This is a genomic window from uncultured Stenotrophomonas sp. (assembly GCF_945952405.1).
Classification (GTDB): Bacteria; Pseudomonadota; Gammaproteobacteria; order Xanthomonadales; family Xanthomonadaceae; genus Stenotrophomonas.
In genome coordinates this window covers 1-17,711 of the sequence record NZ_CAMFIA010000035.1, presented here as the reverse complement: position 1 = coordinate 17,711, position 17,711 = coordinate 1, and the positions used below count along the sequence as shown (strand labels likewise).

Annotated in this window: 17 protein-coding genes; all 17 read right to left on the bottom strand. The window is 68.6% G+C overall.

From position 1 onward, the window contains the following. The coding region (locus Q0P60_RS20215; protein WP_294997384.1) for an Hpt domain-containing protein at positions 1 to 692 on the bottom strand (692 nt) is incomplete at its 3' end. Positions 693 to 694: 2 nt separating this feature from the next. After that, positions 695 to 1,300: a protein phosphatase CheZ gene (locus Q0P60_RS20210; protein ID WP_006442968.1), complete on the bottom strand. Its 606-nt coding sequence runs from the start codon at positions 1,298 to 1,300 to the stop codon at positions 695 to 697. After that, positions 1,300 to 1,692, bottom strand: a complete 393-nt coding sequence (gene cheY, locus Q0P60_RS20205) for a chemotaxis response regulator CheY (RefSeq protein WP_005413247.1) — start codon at positions 1,690 to 1,692, stop codon at positions 1,300 to 1,302. The genes Q0P60_RS20210 and cheY overlap by 1 nt, the downstream gene beginning before the upstream one ends. 57 nt (positions 1,693 to 1,749) lie before the next feature. After that, on the bottom strand, positions 1,750 to 2,493 hold the full coding sequence (locus Q0P60_RS20200) for an RNA polymerase sigma factor FliA (protein ID WP_005413248.1): 744 nt from the start codon (positions 2,491 to 2,493) through the stop codon (positions 1,750 to 1,752). Further along, on the bottom strand, positions 2,490 to 3,377 hold the full coding sequence (locus tag Q0P60_RS20195) for a MinD/ParA family protein (RefSeq protein WP_008267550.1): 888 nt from the start codon (positions 3,375 to 3,377) through the stop codon (positions 2,490 to 2,492). Before Q0P60_RS20195 ends, Q0P60_RS20200 begins: the two co-directional genes overlap by 4 nt. Next, on the bottom strand, positions 3,364 to 4,977 hold the full coding sequence (gene flhF / locus Q0P60_RS20190; protein WP_294997383.1) for a flagellar biosynthesis protein FlhF: 1,614 nt from the start codon (positions 4,975 to 4,977) through the stop codon (positions 3,364 to 3,366). Before flhF ends, Q0P60_RS20195 begins: the two co-directional genes overlap by 14 nt. Positions 4,978 to 5,122: 145 nt before the next feature. Further along, positions 5,123 to 7,231, bottom strand: a complete 2,109-nt coding sequence (gene flhA / locus Q0P60_RS20185; RefSeq protein WP_294997382.1) for a flagellar biosynthesis protein FlhA — start codon at positions 7,229 to 7,231, stop codon at positions 5,123 to 5,125. Then, a complete protein-coding gene (gene flhB / locus Q0P60_RS20180; protein ID WP_294997381.1) occupies positions 7,228 to 8,358 on the bottom strand; it encodes a flagellar biosynthesis protein FlhB in 1,131 nt (376 codons plus the stop codon). Before flhB ends, flhA begins: the two co-directional genes overlap by 4 nt. 134 nt (positions 8,359 to 8,492) lie before the next feature. Then, positions 8,493 to 10,748 carry a CocE/NonD family hydrolase gene (locus tag Q0P60_RS20175; protein WP_294997380.1) on the bottom strand — a complete coding sequence of 752 codons (2,256 nt, stop codon included), beginning with the start codon at positions 10,746 to 10,748 and terminating at the stop codon, positions 8,493 to 8,495. Positions 10,749 to 10,910: 162 nt separating this feature from the next. Next, complete coding sequence (locus Q0P60_RS20170) at positions 10,911 to 13,043, bottom strand: bifunctional diguanylate cyclase/phosphodiesterase (protein WP_294997379.1); 2,133 nt, start codon at positions 13,041 to 13,043, stop codon at positions 10,911 to 10,913. A gap of 265 nt (positions 13,044 to 13,308) precedes the next feature. Further along, positions 13,309 to 14,100: a flagellar biosynthetic protein FliR gene (gene fliR, locus Q0P60_RS20165; RefSeq protein ID WP_294997378.1), complete on the bottom strand. Its 792-nt coding sequence runs from the start codon at positions 14,098 to 14,100 to the stop codon at positions 13,309 to 13,311. A gap of 13 nt (positions 14,101 to 14,113) precedes the next feature. Beyond that, positions 14,114 to 14,383 (bottom strand): flagellar biosynthetic protein FliQ, encoded by a 270-nt coding sequence (locus Q0P60_RS20160; RefSeq protein ID WP_005413254.1) that lies wholly within the window; start codon positions 14,381 to 14,383, stop codon positions 14,114 to 14,116. A 77-nt stretch (positions 14,384 to 14,460) separates the two neighbouring features. Further along, complete coding sequence (fliP, locus tag Q0P60_RS20155; protein WP_294997377.1) at positions 14,461 to 15,240, bottom strand: flagellar type III secretion system pore protein FliP; 780 nt, start codon at positions 15,238 to 15,240, stop codon at positions 14,461 to 14,463. A 1-nt stretch (position 15,241) separates the two neighbouring features. After that, positions 15,242 to 15,661: a flagellar biosynthetic protein FliO gene (gene fliO, locus Q0P60_RS20150; RefSeq protein ID WP_294997376.1), complete on the bottom strand. Its 420-nt coding sequence runs from the start codon at positions 15,659 to 15,661 to the stop codon at positions 15,242 to 15,244. Further along, positions 15,658 to 15,993: a flagellar motor switch protein FliN gene (gene fliN / locus Q0P60_RS20145; protein ID WP_005409543.1), complete on the bottom strand. Its 336-nt coding sequence runs from the start codon at positions 15,991 to 15,993 to the stop codon at positions 15,658 to 15,660. Before fliN ends, fliO begins: the two co-directional genes overlap by 4 nt. Further along, entirely contained in the window at positions 15,990 to 16,994 is a 1,005-nt protein-coding gene (gene fliM, locus Q0P60_RS20140; RefSeq protein WP_294997375.1) for a flagellar motor switch protein FliM, read from the bottom strand. The genes fliN and fliM overlap by 4 nt, the downstream gene beginning before the upstream one ends. Before the next feature lie 10 nt (positions 16,995 to 17,004). Further along, on the bottom strand, positions 17,005 to 17,520 hold the full coding sequence (locus Q0P60_RS20135) for a flagellar basal body-associated FliL family protein (RefSeq protein WP_294997374.1): 516 nt from the start codon (positions 17,518 to 17,520) through the stop codon (positions 17,005 to 17,007). Positions 17,521 to 17,711: the final 191 nt, after the last annotated feature.

The following is a 17,711-nucleotide window of genomic DNA, read 5'->3' as shown; positions in this document are numbered from 1 at the left end:
GCCAGCGGCTTGGCGGCGGGCTTGGGCGCCGCTGCGGGTGCGGCGGCCGGACGCGGCGCAGCGACTGCGGCCGGCGGCGCAGCGGCGACCGGCTTGGCGCCCGGCGCGGCGCCCCCGTGCAGCTGGTCGAGCAGGGCTTCGAATTCGTCTTCGCTGATCAGCCCGTCATCGGCCTTCTTCGCCGGCGCGACCGCGGTCGGCGCATTGCCGCCATGCAGCTGGTCGAGCAGGGCCTCGAATTCGTCGTCGGTGATCAGGTCGCTGCCGCCGGCGCTGGGCGCCGCGGCGGCAGCGGCCGGCGCAGCGGTAGTGCCGCCGTGCACGTCGAACTGGGCGATCAGGTCCGGCGGCGCATAACCCGGCTCGGTACCCGAAGACACCGCGTCAAGCATTGACTGCAGGTAGTCCAGCGACTGCTGGGCGGCGTCGAAGTGGTGGGCCTGCAGCACCGCCTGGCCGGCGCGTGCCGCGCCCAGCGCCTCTTCGGCGGCGTGGCAGAGCTCGACCATGGCGGTAACGCCGAGGAAGCCGGCGCCACCTTTCAGCGTGTGGTAGCCGCGGAACACCGCATTGAGCTGTTCGGTGTCCTGCGGAGCCTGCTCCAGCGACACCAGCTGTTCGCCCAGGCGATCCAGGATCTCCTGTGCCTCGATGATGAAATCGGCGGTGATGTCGTCGGATACCGCGCTCATGCTTACAGCCCCAGATCCGACAACAGGTCGTCGGCGTCGTTCTGCGAGACCGCGTGGCGGTCCAGTCCCTTCAGTGCCGGCCCGGCCAGTTCCGGGTCGGTGCGATGCTGTTCCGGCGGCAGGCCGAGTGCGCCGAAGCCTTCGTGCACGCGGCGGACGATGCCGACCACGCGACGGATGATCTGCCCGGTCAGGTCCTGGTAGCTCTGGGTCAGGGCGATCTCGGTCAGGTTGTGGCGGATGCGCTCGAGCTGCGCATCCTGGCCCGGCTGCAGGCCTTCGGCGCGCAGTTGTTCGGTCAGGCTGCGGCATTCCTCGGCCAGGTCCAGGGTGCGGTGGGTGGCCTGTTCGGTCATCGCCACCACATGGTCCAGGCGCGCGCAGGCGTCATCCAGTTCGCCGGCTTCGCTGGGCACGGTCGGCAGTTCACCCAGCGCCTGTCCCAGCTCGCGGGCCAGCCGCGAAAGGCCGCTCATCATCGGCTGCGTACGCAGCGCGACCAGTCCGTCGATGCGCTGCCGCCAGGCGGCTTCGTCACCGGACTCCAGTGCGTCCAGGGCTTCCTGCAGGCGCAGGGCGAGGGCGTTCTTGTCGACCGTGGTATCCATCAGGCGCTGGCCGCCAGGCGTTCGAAGATCTTGCCGAGCTTTTCTTCCAGCGTCTGCGCGGTGAACGGCTTGATGATGTAGCCGTTCACGCCGTTCTGCGCGGCTTCGATGATCTGCTCGCGCTTTGCTTCTGCCGTGACCATCAGCACCGGCAGGGTCTTCAGCTTGGCATCGGCACGGATCGCCTTGAGCAGCTCGATGCCGGTCATCACCGGCATGTTCCAGTCGGTGACCACGAAATCGAACGGCTGGCTCTGCAGCAGCGACAGCGCGGCATGCCCGTCCTCGGCTTCGGCGGTGTTGGTGAAGCCCAGATCGCCCAGCAGGTTCTTGACGATTCGACGCATGGTCGAGAAGTCATCGACGATCAGGATGCGCATGTTCTTGTTCAAAGCAGAGTTCCTTTGTTGTTCATTCCGAGTGGCCGGGGGCAGCCAGCTCGTGCATGTTCATTCTTCCAGGCCCGCATCCGCGGCCTCGAATATCTTCAATCGGCCACGCAGGCGCAGTACCGCCTGGCCGTGGATCTGGCAGACCCGCGACTCGCTCACGCCGAGTACGGCGCCGATCTCCTTCAGGTTCAGTTCCTGCTCGTAATAGAGCGAGAGCACCAGCTGTTCGCGCTCGGGCAGGTGGCCGATGGCCTTGCCCAGCTCGCGGCCGAACTCGCCGCGCTCCAGCACCTGCTGCGGGGTCGGGCCGCCCTGGGCCACGGTGTCCAGTTCGCCCTGGTCCTCGATGCGCGACTCCAGGCTCAGCACCTGGCCGCGCGCGGCGTCTTCCATCAGCCGCAGGTACTCCGGCAGCGGCATTTCCATCGCCGCCGCCACTTCGGTGGCGCTGGCGGCGCGGCCGCTGCTCTGCTCGAGGCGGCGGATGGTGGCGGCGGCATCGCGCGCACGGCGGTGCACCGAGCGCGGCACCCAGTCGCCACGACGGATCTCGTCGATCATCGAGCCGCGGATGCGGATCGAGGCGTAGGTCTCGAACGAGGCACCCTGGTCGGCGTCGTAGCTGCGCGAGGCTTCGATCAGGCCCATCATGCCGGCCTGGATCAGGTCGTCGACCTCGACGCTGGCCGGCAGGCGCGCGGCCAGGTGGTGGGCGATGCGCCGCACCAGGTCCGAGTGCTGGGCGATGACTTCGTTGGCCGCCGAGCGCTGGACTTCCCTGTACTGGGCTGCGCCTTTCATGCGGCCACCCCACGCTGCTTGAGGATGCGCTCGAGGAAGAACTCGACGCCGCCACGCGGTTCGGTCGGCGCCTGCCAGCGGGCGGTGCGGCGGGCGATCTCGGTGATCGCCAGCGCTGCCGGGCTGGACGGGTAGGCCTTCACCACCGGCTGCTGGCGCTGCACCGACAGCCGCAGCCAGTCATCCTGCGGCACGCAGCCAAGGTAGTTCAGCGAGACATCGGCGAGGAACTTCTCGCAGACGCGGGTCAGCTTTTCGTACAGCACGCGGCCCTCGTTGGGATCGCGCACCATGTTGGCCACCACCTGGATGCGGTCCACGCCACGCTCGCGCGAGAGCACCTTGATCAGTGCGTAGGCGTCGGTGATCGAGGCCGGCTCGTCACAGACCACCACCACGGTGTCCTGCGCGGCCTGGCAGAAGGTCAGCACGCCGTCGGTGATGCCGGCGGCGGTGTCCACCACCATGATGTCCAGCTCGCGCTCCAGCTCGGAGAACACGTTGACCAGGCCGACATGCTCGGCCGGGGCCAGCTCGGCCATGTGCCGGCGGCCGGACGCGGCCGGGACCACCAGCACGCCGTTCGGGCCTTCGACGATGACGTCTTCCAGCGAGCAGCGGCCGGCGACCAGGTCGGCCAGCGTAAAGGTGGGGTTCAGCCCCAGGATCACGTCGATGTTGGCCAGGCCGAGGTCGGCGTCCAGCAGCAGCGTGCGCTTGCCCATGCCGGCCAGTGCCACGGCCAGGTTGGCGGACACGTTGGTCTTGCCCACGCCGCCCTTGCCGCCGGTGACGGCAATGGTGCGCACAGGGCCGAGCGGCTCGCTGCGGGTGGCCGACAGCGGGAAGGTCTTGGTCAGCTTGGCGTACTCACGCGACGGCATGGTTCAACTCCGGGTTGCAGGGCATATCGGCCGCTCGGCGCAAATCTTCAAGGCGAAGTACAAGATTGGCTGCACTGGCCCGGTGCAGGTCGTCCGGGACGTCCTGGCCATCGGTCACCCAGGTGATCGGCAGGGCATGGTCCACGGCCACCGACAGGGCGTTGCCGAAGCGGCCGGTCTCGTCCAGCTTGCTCAGGACCAGGCCCTGCAGGTTGGCGGCGCCGAAGCGACGGACCACCTCGTCCATGTCGCCGAAGCTGGTGTTGGCCGGCAGTACCAGCAGGGTGCGGACCTGGCGGGCGGCCCGCAGCCACTGCAGCTGGGCGGCCAGGGCGCGGTCGCGCGGGCCCAGCCCGGCGGTGTCGATCAGCACCAGCTTGTAGTCCTTCAGGCGTTCCAGCAGCTGGTCCAGGTCGGTGCCGCTGTTGGCCTCGTGCACGGCGATGCCCAGCTGGCGGCCGTAGCCGTACAGCTGCTCGCGGGCGCCGATGCGGGTGGTGTCGGTGGTGACCAGGGCGACATCACGCGGCGCGTGCTTCTCGGCAAAGCGCGAGGCCAGCTTGGCGATGGTGGTGGTCTTGCCGGCGCCGGTGGGGCCGACCAGGGCGATCACGCCGCCTTCTTCCAGCGGATCGACCGGGGCGATCGGCAGCTTGCGCGAGATCAGCCCCAGCATCAGGCCGCGGCCGCGATGGGCTTCGGTCTCCAGCGGGATCTGCATGGCCACGTCGCGGGCCAGGCCGGCGTCGAAGCCGTACTCGTCCATCAGGTCCAGTGCGGTGGCGCGCACCGGGCAGCCGCGCAGGCGCTCGTCGGTGAAGCGGTTCATCTCGCGCTCGATCACCTGGCGCATGCCCGCCACTTCCTGGCGCAGCTGGCGGATCTCGGCGTCGTCCTGGGCGACCACGGTCAGCGTCGGCGCCGGTGCCAGCATCGGCGCCGGGCTGGCCTCGACCGGTGCGGCTGCGCCGGTGACGGCCTGCGGCTGTGCCTCGGCCACTTCGGCGGCGACCGCGGTCGGCAGCGGCGGCGGCTGCACGGCCGGGGCCGGGCTTTCGTGATGCGCGTCGTGCGGCGGGTCGATCTGGAAGCGGGCGCGGTTGGCCGGCGCAGCGCTGGCCGCTGTGGCGACCGGCTCGGCGAACGGAGCGAAGATCTGTTCCGGCAGCGCCGGTTCGTTGACGGCGGCGCGGGCCAGGGTGGCGGCGAAGCCGGTGCTGCCGCGGGTCGGGACGATCTCGTCGGCGCTGTCCAGGGTGCGGCCGGTAGCGCCGACCGCGGCGCGGGCCAGGGCGGCGACCGCCGACGTGGTGGCGGCCACCGGCTCCGGGGCCGGGGTGGTGCTGCGGCGACGGGTCACCGCGGCGATCACCGCATCGGCGGCGGTGCGCGGCTTCGGGGCCGGCGGCGGTGCCACGTCACGGCGCGAGGCTTCCAGTGCACGCTGCACGGCGCTTTCATCGTAATTGGCGGCGGCGACGATCTCGACGCCTTCCTCGATCCGGCGGTTGGACAGGATCACGGCGTCAGGACCATGTTCCTTGCGCACCAGGTTCATGGCCGAGCGCATGTCGGCGGCGACGAATCGTTTGATTTTCATGCTGTGGTCACGGGACGAAGACGGCGGAGTGGCGGTCGGGGAACTCGGGTGGTCGGTGGTCTGCACGGTGCGGGTTCCCCTTGGTATCTGTCTGTTGCGTTGGTTCGAAAGTGGTGTCTGTTTTCTGGCGCATCGGAGGGCGGCGTCAGCTGATCGTTCCGACCAGCTTCAGGCGCTTGTCCTCCGGCACCTCGCTGTAGGCCAGGACCGACAGCGACGGAACGCTGTGGCGGACCAGGCGGGCCAGCGCGGCGCGCACCGGGCCAGGTACCAGCACGACCGCGGGCTCGTTGCGGGCTTCCTGCTTGCTGACACATTCGGCCAGGCTCTGGTGCAGTCGCTCAGCGAGTCCGGGTTCCAGCGCGGCGCCGTTGCCCTGCGTGGACTCCTGCAAGACACGTTCCAATTGCGGGTTGAGGGTGAACACCGGCAGCTCCGCCGACATTCCGGCGATCTCCTGCACGATGAAGCGGCCCAGCGCGGTGCGCACGGCGGCGGTCAGCACCGCCGGGTCCTGGCTGCTGGGCGCGTGTTCGACCAGTGCTTCGGCGATCTTGCGCAGCTGGCGGATCGGAATGCGTTCCACCAGCAGGTTCTGCAGCACGCGCACCACCGCCGACAGCGGCAACGCCTTCGGCGTCAGATCTTCGACGAGCTTGGGCGCGCTCTTGGCCAGGTTGGCCAGCAGGTGCTGCACTTCCTCGTGGCCGAGCAGTTCCGGCGCGTGCTCACGGATCAGGTGCGAAAGGTGGGTGGCGACCACGGTGGCCGGATCGACCACGGTATAGCCCAGCGTTTCCGCCTGGGCGCGCTGGTGCGGCTGGATCCAGGTGGCGTCCAGGCCGAACGCGGGGTCCTTGCCGGCGATGCCTTCCAGGGCACCCAGCGCGCTGCCCGGGTCCAGCGCCAGTTCGCGGTCCGGATGGATCTCGGCGGTGGCCACCGGCACGCCGTGCACCAGCACCCGGTAGCCGTTGGCCGGCAGTTCCAGGTTGTCGCGGATGTGCACTGACGGGATCAGGAAGCCGACATCCTGGGTCAGCTTGCGGCGCACGCCCTTGATGCGCGCCATCAGTTCGCCGCCCTGGTTGCTGTCCACCAGCGGGATCAAGCGGTAGCCCACTTCCAGGCCCAGCGGATCGACCGGGCGCAGCTCATCCCAGCTCAGCTCGGCGGTCGGCGCCGGCGCGGCCGGGCGGCCGAGCGCATTGAGCGCGGCGGCGTCATTGCTGCCCGCGGCGGCATCGGCGGTCGGGGTCTTGCCCTTGCGGTACAGCTTCCAGGCGATGAAGCCGAGGATCGAGGCCAGCGTCAGGAAAGCGACGTTGGGCATGCCCGGCACCAGGCCGACCAGGCCGATGATGCCGGCGGTGATCGCCAGCGCGCGGTACTGGCCGAACACCTGGCCGGTCATGGCCTGGGCCATGTCCTGCGAACGCGAGGCGCGGGTGACCAGCATCGCCACCGCACTGGACACCAGCAGGGCCGGCAGCTGCGCCACCAGGCCGTCACCGATCGACAGCAGGGTATAGGTCGCGGCCGCTTCGCCGAACGGCATGCCATGCTGCAGCACGCCCACGGCCAGGCCGCCGAGCATGTTGATGAACAGGATCAGGATGCCGGCGATGGCGTCGCCACGGATGAACTTGCTGGCACCGTCCATCGCACCGTAGAAGTCGGCTTCCTCGCGGACCTCCTCACGGCGCAGCTTGGCTTCCTCACGCGTCAGCAAACCGGCGTTGAGGTCGGCGTCGATCGCCATCTGCTTGCCGGGCATCGCGTCCAGGATGAAGCGCGCGGTCACTTCCGAGACACGGCCGGCACCCTTGGTGATGACCACGAAGTTGATGATGGTCAGGATCGCGAACACCACGATGCCGACCGCGTAGTTGCCGCCGATCACGAACTCGCCGAACGCGGCGATGACCTTGCCCGCTGCGTCGTGGCCGTTCTGGCCGTTGAGCAGGATCACGCGGGTGGAGGCCACGTTCAGGGCCAGCCGCAGCATGGTGGTGATCAGCAGCACGATCGGGAAGATCGTGAAGTCCAGCGGGCGCTTCACATAGACCACCGCCAGCAGCACCATCAGCGAGATGGCGATGTTGAAGGTGAACAGCGCATCGAGCACCGGCGCGGCCAGCGGCACCACGACCATGGCCAGCAGGGCCAGCACGATCAGCGGCGCGCCAAGACCCTGGCGGATCATTTCCAGGGCGCGGCGGGTGTTGAAACCGGTGGAGGGCTGGGCGCTCATGGGCGGCCTCCCTTGCCGAATTCATCCACCTGGATGTGCGGGGCGTCCGGCATCGGGCCAGTGCGCCAGGCGCGCAGCTGGTAGACGTAGGACAGGACCTGGGCGACGGCCGAATACAGTCTCACGGGGATTTCCTTTCCGAGTTGGCCTTCCCGATACAAGGCGCGTGCCAAAGGCGGGGCGGAGACAATCGCGACCTTGTTGCCGTCGGCCACTTCACGGATGCGCAGGGCGGTCTCGTCCACGCCCAGGGCGACCACGGTGGGGGCGTTCATGGCGCCGCCCTCGTACTTCAGGGCCACCGCGTAGTGGGTGGGGTTGACCACCACCACGTCGGCGGTGGGCACCGCCTCCATCATCCGGCGGTTGGCCAGCTGCTGCTGCAGCTGGCGGATGCGGCCCTTCACCTCGGGGCTGCCTTCGCTTTCCTTCATCTCCCGGCGCAGCTCTTCACGGGTCATCTTCAGCTTGCGCATCCAGTTCCAGCGCTGGTACGGGGCATCGATCGCCGCCAGCACCAGCATGGCGCCGGCGGTGGCCAGCAGCAGGCGCAGGGTGAAGCCAAGGCCGTCGGTAATGGCGGTTTCCAGCGGGTGGTGGATCAGCCCGCGCAGGGTGTCGAAGCCGGTCCACACCACCAGGCCGGCGGCAACGCCGACGAAGGCCACGCGCAGCAGCGACTTGGTGAACTCGGCGATGGCCTCCGGGCCGTACAGGCGCTTGAGACCGCTCATCGGGTTCATGCGGTTGATGTCGGGCATCATCGCCTTGGCCGACCAGCGCAGGCCGCCCATCACCAGCGGGGCGACGAAGCTGGCCAGCAGGCAGACCAGCACCAGCGGCGCGATCACCAGCATGAACTGCAGCAGCAGGTCGCCGAAGTGGCCGAACAGGGCCTTCGGGTTCTGCCGCAGGGCCTGCTCCGGGCTGAGCGCGTGCTTCATCCAGGCCGTGGCGCCGCGGCCGATCGAGCCGCTCATGGCCATCACCGCCAGTACGCCGGCGCCGAACACGGCGGCCGTGCCGAGCTCGCGCGAGCGCGGCAGGTTGCCCTGTTCACGGGCATCGCGCAGGCGTTTTTCGGTAGGTTGTTCGGTCTTTTCGCCGGCGGATTCGTTCTCGGACATCACGGGCACTGCGGCAGGGGTTGCCGGAGTGCGTGCAAGAACCGTTCCAGCGCCGGGCCCACCCTGTAGAGCCGAGTCCATGCTCGGCTTGGGGTGGCCGCGATGCCCAACAGCAGCCGAGCGTAGGCTCGGCTCTACAGGGGGGAGCCGTTGGCCGGGCGCAGGGGAATGGCCAACACGCTGTCGCTGTGCCATTCCACGCGCAGCGGCGCGCCCGCGTCGGCGACGGACTCGTCGCTGACATCGCCGCCGGTGCCGTGGTTGACCTGGTGCATGGGATCCATCAGCACGTCCACCTTGGCCAGCAGCCGGCTACCCACCGCCATGCGGCGGGCGACCATGCGCGTGCGGTCGAAGGGCAGCTGGGTCCATTGCCCGGGCTGCAGCAGCTGGCGCGTGGTCGGGTCGCGCACATGACTGGCCCGGCCCATGTAGTAGGACAGCTGCATCGTGCGGCCATCGGCCAGCAGCTCGTACAGGGTGACGGTGAAATCGAAGTCGCGCTTGTTGATCCGGACCTTCAGGTCGCCGGAGAAACTGCCGACCATGTCCATCGGCTGGGTGAAGGGCTCGGAGACGAAGGACAGGGCGGTATCCGGCGTGTCCTGCGCGGCCATGATCGGGAAGGGGTAATAGCCGTGCCGCTGGGTACTGCGGTCGGCCAGGTCCACGGTCTGCTGAAGCTGGCCCGGGCGTGTGGGAGCTTCCTGCAACCGGTAGTGGTCGCCCGCAGGCGCCCGCGCGGGTGACAGGTGGTAGCGGCGATAGCGGCCGGCGGCGGCCTCCAGCGAAGGCGCGTGCCCCCATGCATTGGCCCCCATCAACTGGTAGTTGATGCGCGCGGGCACGAGCGCGGGGCGCGGCGCGCCACGCAGCACATGGTCCAGCCACTGGAAGGTCAGGGCGGGCGTATCGAACTGTGCGGTCGCGTCCACCTCGTATCCGCGCAGCTCCATCGGCTTGACGGCCGACTGCGCACCGCTGTGGTCATAGGGCCCGATCAGCAGGGCATGATCGGCATCGGGCCGGTGCCGCAGGTGGTCCTTGACGTACTGCAGCGCCGAAATCTGGCCATCGTCGTAATAGCCGGTGATGGTCAGCACGGGAATGCGGATGTCGTTGAAGTCGTCGCCGTAGGGGACCATCGCCTGCCAGTAGGCGTCATAGCTGGGGTGGGCGAGCCAGCGCTGCAGCCACGGGTTGGGGGTGCCGTCGACCTGGTCGATCTGCCGGTAGGGGCGGCCGGATGCATACCAGCGGCCGGTCAGCTGCGACCAGCGCTCGTTCTGTGCGTAAGTATCGTTGTCCAGCATCGGGCCGTTGGCCACATAGAACGCCCAGGCATAGTTGGCGCTGAGGAACACGTTGTTCTCCATCGGCAGCCCCTGGCCGGGGATGGCGGCCACATAGGGCACGATGGTTTTCAGCGCGGGATGGTGATACCTGGCAGCGGCCCACGCGGTGAATCCCTCATAGCTGCCGCCGTACATCGCCACCCGGCCATCGTTCCACGGCTGCTGGCTGATCCAGTCGATGGCGGCGTTGGCATCCCTGCCATCGTGCTCGTAGGGAGCAATCGTGCCGGAGCCCTGGCCCTTGCCTCGTGCATCGACGATGACGCCGGCATAGCCATGGGCCGCCGCCAGCAGCATCTTCAGGCGGTTCTTCGTGGGGTCGGTGTAGATGGTGAACAGCATTGCCGCCGGCAGTGGTCGAGGCGTGTTCCTCGGCAAGGCCAGCTGCGCCGACAGCACCACGCCATCGCCGGTGGGAATGCGAAGCCCTTCGTCAATCTGGAAGCGGCGCTGCTCTTCGGCACGGATCAAGCCGGGTGAACGCTCGGCGGACAGGGTCTGGGCCTGGACCAGGGCACGCAGTCGCAGCAGTTCCAGTGCGGTGTCCCGGGACAGCACGCGGGCGCCGGCCTGGTTCGCCAGTGCCTGCCCGAACTGGGTGCGCGCCCTGACAGGATCGGCGGCGAGCGCCGCCTGGGCCTGCACCGCGGAAACATCGTCCAGATCTGCGAACGCTGCGCCGAATGCGCGCGCATAGACCTGCGTGCCCCCACCGCTGGCATTGACCTGGGCAAGCAGCAGCAATGGCACCCAGCGCTGCGCGGCAGCGCTATCGTGCCCGGCCAGCAGCGTGGTTCTCAACGCCTGGATCGCCAGCATGGCCTCGCGGTCGCGGCCGGCGGCCAACAGCGCATGGCTGCGTTGTGCATCGGTCAGGCCGGGCTGTTGCAGTAGTTCGTTGCCCAGTGCCTGCACGGCAGTATCGATCTGCGCGGGTGTGGCGTCGGCGGGCAGCGCCCAGGGAAGTTCGCTGGCGGTGGCGCTGGCGCAGCCCAACGCCAGCAGCAGGGCAACAAGCGTGCTACGGAGGGCCATGCTCATCCTTGATCGTTGGGCGCGTGGCCCATCATACGGTTGCTTCGGCACTTGTAGAGCCGAGCCCGTGCTCGGCTGGGGTGGCCGCGATCTTCAACAGCAGCCGAGCGTAGGCTCGGCTCTACAGAGGATGGGGAACAGCAGCCGGGCATCGGCTCGGCGCTACAGGGGGGTGTCGCTGGGGGGAGGGCTCTGTGCAAGCTCGACCCGTGGCCGCGGCAGGTCGTGCAGCTGCATGAAGCGGGCGGCATCGACCGGGCGGCCGAGCAGGTAGCCCTGCAGGTAGTCGCACCCCAGCCGCTCCAGGTAGGCGCGCTGGGCGGCGGTTTCCACGCCTTCGGCGACGATGTCCATGTCCAGTGCGTGGCCCAGTGCCACGATCGCCGACACGATCACCACGTCCTCGGCGCTGTGCTCCAGGTCGCGTACGAAGGCATGGTCGATCTTGATCTCGGTGGCCGGCAGCCGCTTCAGGTACAGCAGGCTGGAGTAGCCGGTGCCGAAGTCGTCGATGGAAATGCCCACCCCCAGCGCCGATAGCGCCTGCAGCAGGCGCAGGCTGGTGTCGGTATCGCGCATCACCGTGCTTTCGGTGATCTCCAGCACCAGTTGCCGGGCGGCGATGCCGTGGCGTTCGATCACCGTGTGCACGTCCTGCAGCAGGTGCGGCGAACCGAACTGCACCGGCGACAGGTTGACCGACATCGACCAGCTTTCGTGACCGGCCTCATGCCAGCTCCGCAGCTGCTGGCAGGCCTGGTCCAGCGCCCAGCGGCCGATGTCGTTGATCGCGCCGCTGCGCTCGGCCAGGCGGATGAAGCGGTCCGGCGGAATCAGCCCATGTTCCGGGTGCCGCCAGCGGAACAGCGCCTCGGCGCCGGCTACCTTCTGCGTCGCCACCTGGATCTTCGGCTGGTAGTGCATGAACAGCTGGTCGCTGCCGATCGCGCGGCGCAGGTCGGCCAACAGGCGGAACTGCTGCTCGGCACTGTCGTTCATCCAGTCGGCGAACAGCACGAAGGCATTGCGTCCCGATTCCTTGGCCTGGTACATGGCCGCGTCGGCGAAGGCCATCAGCTGCCGCTCGCTGGCGGCGTGGTCGGGGCAGATCGCCACGCCGACGCTGGCGGTCACCTGCAGTTCGTTGTCGGGCAGCAGCGGGCCGCTGCCGACCGCCTGCAGGATGCGCCGGGCCAGGGTCGGCAGGTCCTCGTCATGCTCGATACGCACCACCAGCACGAACTCGTCGCCGCCCAGGCGTGCCAGCATGTCGTTTGGCCGCAGCAGCTGGCGGGTGCGTTCGGCCACCGCCACCAGCAGGGCGTCGCCGGCCTGGTGCCCATAGGCATCGTTGACCTGCTTGAACCCATCCAGGTCCATGAACATCACCGCGAAACGACTGCCGCCCTGTTCGGCCTCGGCCAGGGCCTGCACGATGCGCCGTTGCAGCAGCAGGCGATTCGGCAGGCGGGTGAGCGGATCGTGCAGTGCGGCCTGGGTCAGCTCCTGCTGGGCATCGGTCAGCGAGGTACTCAGCATGGAGTTGCGCAGGCGCAGCAGCTGCGCCTCGACCCGCTGGTCGAGCCACGACACCACCAGCACCACCGCCAGGATCGCCACGGTCAGCACCACCACCAGCATCGCCAGCCATTCGCTCTGCAGGCCATCGCCCACCGCCGCGCCGCAGACGCTGCCTTCCGGGAAGCGCGCGGCGGCCATGCCGGTGTAATGCATGCCGACGATGGCCAGCCCGAGCAGGCCGGCTGCGGCCAGCCGGTCACCGACGCGGGTGCGCTGCGCACGCAGGCGGAACGCTACATACAGGGCGGTCCACGAGGCGGCCACCGCCACCATCAGCGAGAACAGCAGCCAGCCGGGGTCATAGTCGATGCCCGGGCGCATGCGCATCGCGGCCATGCCGACGTAGTGCATGCCGGCGATGCCGGTCCCCATCAGCAGTGCGCCGCCGGCCAGGCGCGGGTGCGGCAGGGTGCGCAGCGAGACCAGCCACAGCGCGAACACCGATGAGGCGATGGCCAGGGCCAGCGACAGCAGGGTGATGGGCAGGTCGTAGCCCAATGGGATGGGCAGGTCGAAGGCGAGCATGCCGATGAAGTGCATCGACCAGATGCCCAGGCCCATGGCGAAGCCTCCGCCGAGCCGCCACCACCAGGCAGCGCCCTTGCCGGGCGCGGTGACCGTGCGACCGGCCATGGCCAGTGCGGTGTAGGAAGCCATGACGGCAACGAGCAATGAGATCGCCACCAGCCACGGGTTGTACGTGCCTACCAGCATTCGTCAGTCTCCCGGACCTGCCTGTCGACGGAAACCACGGTTGGGGCATGCATGAGGCAGGCCGACGCAGCACGCCGGCCAGGCGCGGCGTCCCCCCTGGGCGCCGCGGATTGACTCTAACGCGCAGACCCGGGGGGCCGGCAAGCAGCAAAGCGTGAAATCCGGACCCTGTGGTGGCGGGCCTGTGCTGGGCGGTCAGCGCTCTTTGTAGAGCCGAGCCTGTGCTCGGCGCTACAGGCGCGCGGGCGCGGAGGGGATGATCGGGTCAGCGCGTGAGCGCGTCCGCGGCCTGGAAGGCGGCGTCGAACAGGCGCTGTACCGGCGGCCCCATTTCCCCGGCGAGCAGGGCCAGCAGGAACAGGCCCAGCAGCAGCGAGACCGGCAGGCCCAGCTGGATCGGGTTCAGTGCCGGGGCGGCACGGGCCAGGACGCCGAACGCCAGGTTCACCGCCAGCATCGCCACCGTCAGCGGGATCGCCAGGGTCAACGCGCCGCGCAGTACGGTCAGCAGGAAGGTCGGGGCGATGCTGAAGAAGGCGTGCGGGTCGGGCAGCGGGGCGCCGATCGGCAATGCCCGGTAGCTGTCCACCACCAGCGAGATCAGCGCCAGGTGGCCATTGGCGGTGAAGAACAGCAGGCCGAACAGCAGGTAGAACCACTGGCCGATCACGCCCGAGGTGCCACCGCGCAGCGGATCGCTCATCTGGGCGAAGGCCAGGCCGGTGCCCTGGGCGATCAGTTCGCCGGCCATCGCACCGGCTTCGAACACCAGCCTCAGCAGGAAGCCGATCGCCACGCCGATCGCCAGTTCGCGGGCGATGGTGAGCACGGTGGCGGCGTCGAAACCGGTCCACTCCGGCACTGGCGGCAGCAGCGGCGCCAGTGCAATGGCCAGGGTCCCGGCCAGCACCACGCGGACCCGTGCCGGCACCGCACGGGTTCCGACCATCGGCATGGCCATGGCCACCGCACCGATGCGCAGCATGGTCCACAGCACGGTGCCGATCATGCCGAAGGCCTGCAGGCCGTCGGCAGCCATCTGGGTGGCGGCGTCCATCGAAGCGCGTGTCCTAGCCGATCAGGTGCGGGATGCGCTGGAACAGCAGCGTGGTGAATTCAACCAGGTGGCCGATCAGCAGGCTGCCGAGCGCGAACAGTACTGCGGTCAGCGCGGCCGCCTTGGCGACGAAGGCGATGGTCGGTTCGTTCAACTGGGTCGCAGCCTGCACGACGCCGACCACCACGCCGACCACCAGCACGGTGAGCAGCAACGGGCCGGCCACCCACAGCACCGTGATCAGGCCACCACGCAGTTCGGTCAGGGCAAGTTCGGGAGACATCATCTTTCCATCGGTAGCGCCGGGCCGTGCCCGGCAACGAATATGTAGGGCCGGGGCATGCCCGGCCGCCCCCGCCATCAGGCCGGATTGAAGCTCGCCGCCAACGTGCCGACGGTCAGCACCCAGCCATCGACCAGCACGAACAGCAGGATCTTGAACGGTGCCGACACCAGCATCGGCGACAGCATCATCATGCCCATCGACATCAGTACGCTGGCCACGACCAGGTCGATGATCACGAACGGGATGAAGATCAGGAAGCCGATCTCGAAGGCGGTCTTCAGTTCGCTGGTGACGAACGAGGCGACCAGCACCGGGAACGGGATCGCGTCGGGGCTGGCGTAGGTGCCATGCCCGGCGATGCCGGCGAAGGTCATCAGGTCGGTCTCGCGGATCTGCGCCAGCATGAAGCCGCGCAGCGGCGTGGTGGTCAGGGTCCAGGCGGTCTGGAAATCAATGTCGCCGTTGAGATAGGGCGCCATGCCGGTGCTCCAGGCCTTGTCCCAGGTCGGCATCATCACCATCGCGGTGAGGAACAGGGCCAGGCCCAGCAGGACCTGGTTGGACGGCGTCTGGCCGGTACCCAGCGCCTGCCGCAGCAGGCCCAGCACGATGATGATGCGGGTGAACGAGGTCAGCACCAGCAGCATCGACGGGATCAGGGTGATCGCCGTCATCAGCAGCAGGGTCTGCAGCGGCAGGCTGACCGGCGCCCCCCCGATCTTGCCGACGTTGATGTCCGGCAGCGGGGTGGTCGGTGCGCCGGGTGCGGCGAACGCCAGTGCCGGCAACAGGCACAGGGCGAGCATCAGCAGCCACGGCATCAGGGTGGCAACACGGGTACGGGTGACACGCATGTCAGGGGTCCTTGCGCAGCCGCTGCTGCAGCAGCTGGGCGAAATTCGGAAGATTCTTGAAGTCCGGCACGCGCACCGGTGCCGGCGGCGGCAGCGGTTCGGGCAGGGTGTGCAGGGTATTGATGCCGCCGGCGGTGACGCCCAGCAGCAGTTGCTGGCCGTTGACCTCGACCACCACCACGCGTTCCTTGGCACCCACGCTGAGGCTGGCGACCAGCTTCATGCCTTCGGCCGGGCGGAAGCCGCTGCCGGGCAGGCGCTTGAGCAGCCAGCCCAGGCCAACGACCAGGGCCAGCACGGCCAGCAGTGCCAGCACCGCGCCGAACAGGCTCGGTGCGGCGGCCGCGTGCTGGCCGATCTGCGGGCCGACCGGGGCGGCGGTCTTGCCGACCGCCAGCAGGGTGGAGGCCAGCAGGCTCAACGCAGTCTCCGGATCCGCTCGCTCGGGCTGACCACGTCGGTCAGGCGCACGCCGAAGCGGTCATTGATCACCACCACTTCGCCGTGGGCGATCAGGGTGCCGTTGACGAACACATCCAGCGACTCGCCGGCACCGCGTTCCAGTTCCACCACCGAACCCTGGTTGAGCTGCAGCAGGTTGCGGATCGGCAGGCGGGCGCGACCGACTTCCAGCGACAGGGTCACCGGCACGTCGAGGATCACGTCCAGGTTCAGGTCCGGACCGTTCGCCTCATCGGCCTGCAGGCTGCTGAACTGGGCCGGGGTGGGTTCGAGGGCGTCGATATCGTTCATTGCGGGTCTTCCTGGATGACGGGTACGCGCGGACGGGTGCCCGGCGGATGGGTAGCGGTGATCTTCACGGCGTTCATGCCATTGGCGATGCCGAACTCGCCGGTGAATACCGGAATGTTCTCCACGCACAGCGGCACCTGCGGGCTCAGCTCGATCGGCAGCACGTCGCCGACCTTCAGCCGGGTCAGGTCACGCAGGGTCATGCGCTTGCTGGCCAGCACGCTGGACAGGGTCACCTCGGCGATGTTGAGCTGCTCGCGCAGGGTCTGGCCCCAGCTTTCGTCGCGATCGTTGCGATCGCTCTGGATGCCGGCGTCGAGCAGTTCGCGGATCGGCTCCAGCATCGAGTACGGCAGGGTGACGTGGATGTCACCACCGCCGCCGTCCAGTTCCACGTGCAGGCGGCACACCACCACGTACTCGCGCGGCGTCACGATGTTGGCGAAGTGCGGGTTGATCTCCGAGTTGATGTACTCGAAGTCGACATCCATCACCGGCGCCCAGGCTTCGCGCAGGTCGGCGAAGGTCTGCTTCAGCAGCAGGTGGATGACCCGCATCTCGGTGGCGGTGAACTCGCGGCCTTCGATGCGGGTGGGATAGCGCCCGTCGCCGCCGAAGAAGTTGTCGACGATGGCGAACACCAGGGTCGGCTCGAACACGATCAGGCCGGTGCCGCGCAACGGCTTGAAGCGGATCAGGTTCAGGTTGGTCGGCACATACAGCGAGTGCATGTAGTCGTTGAACTTGATCAGCTCGATGCCACGCACCGACAGTTCCGCCGAGCGGCGGATCAGGTTGAACAGGCCGATCCGCCACAGGCGCGCGAAGCGCTCGTGGACCATTTCCAGGGTCGGCATGCGACCGCGGATGATGCGGTCCTGGCTGGCGAAGTCGTACGAGCGTGCTTCGCCTGACGGGGGCTCCGCATCGGTCTCGACCGCACCGCTGTCCACGCCGTGGAGCAGGGCATCGATCTCGTCCTGGGAGAGCAGATCATTCATCGGTGGGCCCTTACTGGGTCACGAAGCTGGTGAACAGCAGATCGTCGGCGCCGTTGCTGCCGGTCTCGGCCTTGAGCACTTTCTGCACCTCGGCCAGTGAGGCGGCCTGCAGCTTCTGCTTGCCGGCGACATCGGCGATCTGGTCGGGGCTGACCTGCGAGAACAGCATCAGCAGGCGTGCGCGGATGGCCGGTGCGTGGGTCTTGATCGCTTCCAGCGCGGCCGGGTCACGGGTCATCAACTGCACTTCCAGCTGCAGGTAGCGCGGGCCATCGACCGGGCCGTTGAGATTGACCACGAACGCCGGGTCCAGCGCGAAGTACTGCGCGGGGGCTGGCGTGGCGGCCTTCTTCGGCGCCTGCGCGGCCTTGTCCTCATGCTTGGACTGGGTGAAGAACCAGACGCCGCCACCGGCGGCTGCGGCGGCCAGTACGGCCACCAGGGCGGTGATCAGGATCGGACTACGCGGCTTTGCGGCCTTGTCCTTCTCGGCGGTCTTCTTGGTTTTGTCAGCGGCTGCGGCCACGGGGTGAAGCTCCTGAGGGTTGCTTCACCGGGATATGCAAGCGGTGTGCCGAAGCCGGAGCCGGGTGCCGCGACGGAATTCCGTCGGAGGGGTGTTCCCGTGGTGGCGGGGCCTCCACGCGTGGCGTGGATCTACCGGGTGGGGCATCCGCGCGCGGGGGGATTTGCCGGAGGGCGGCATCCACGCGTGGC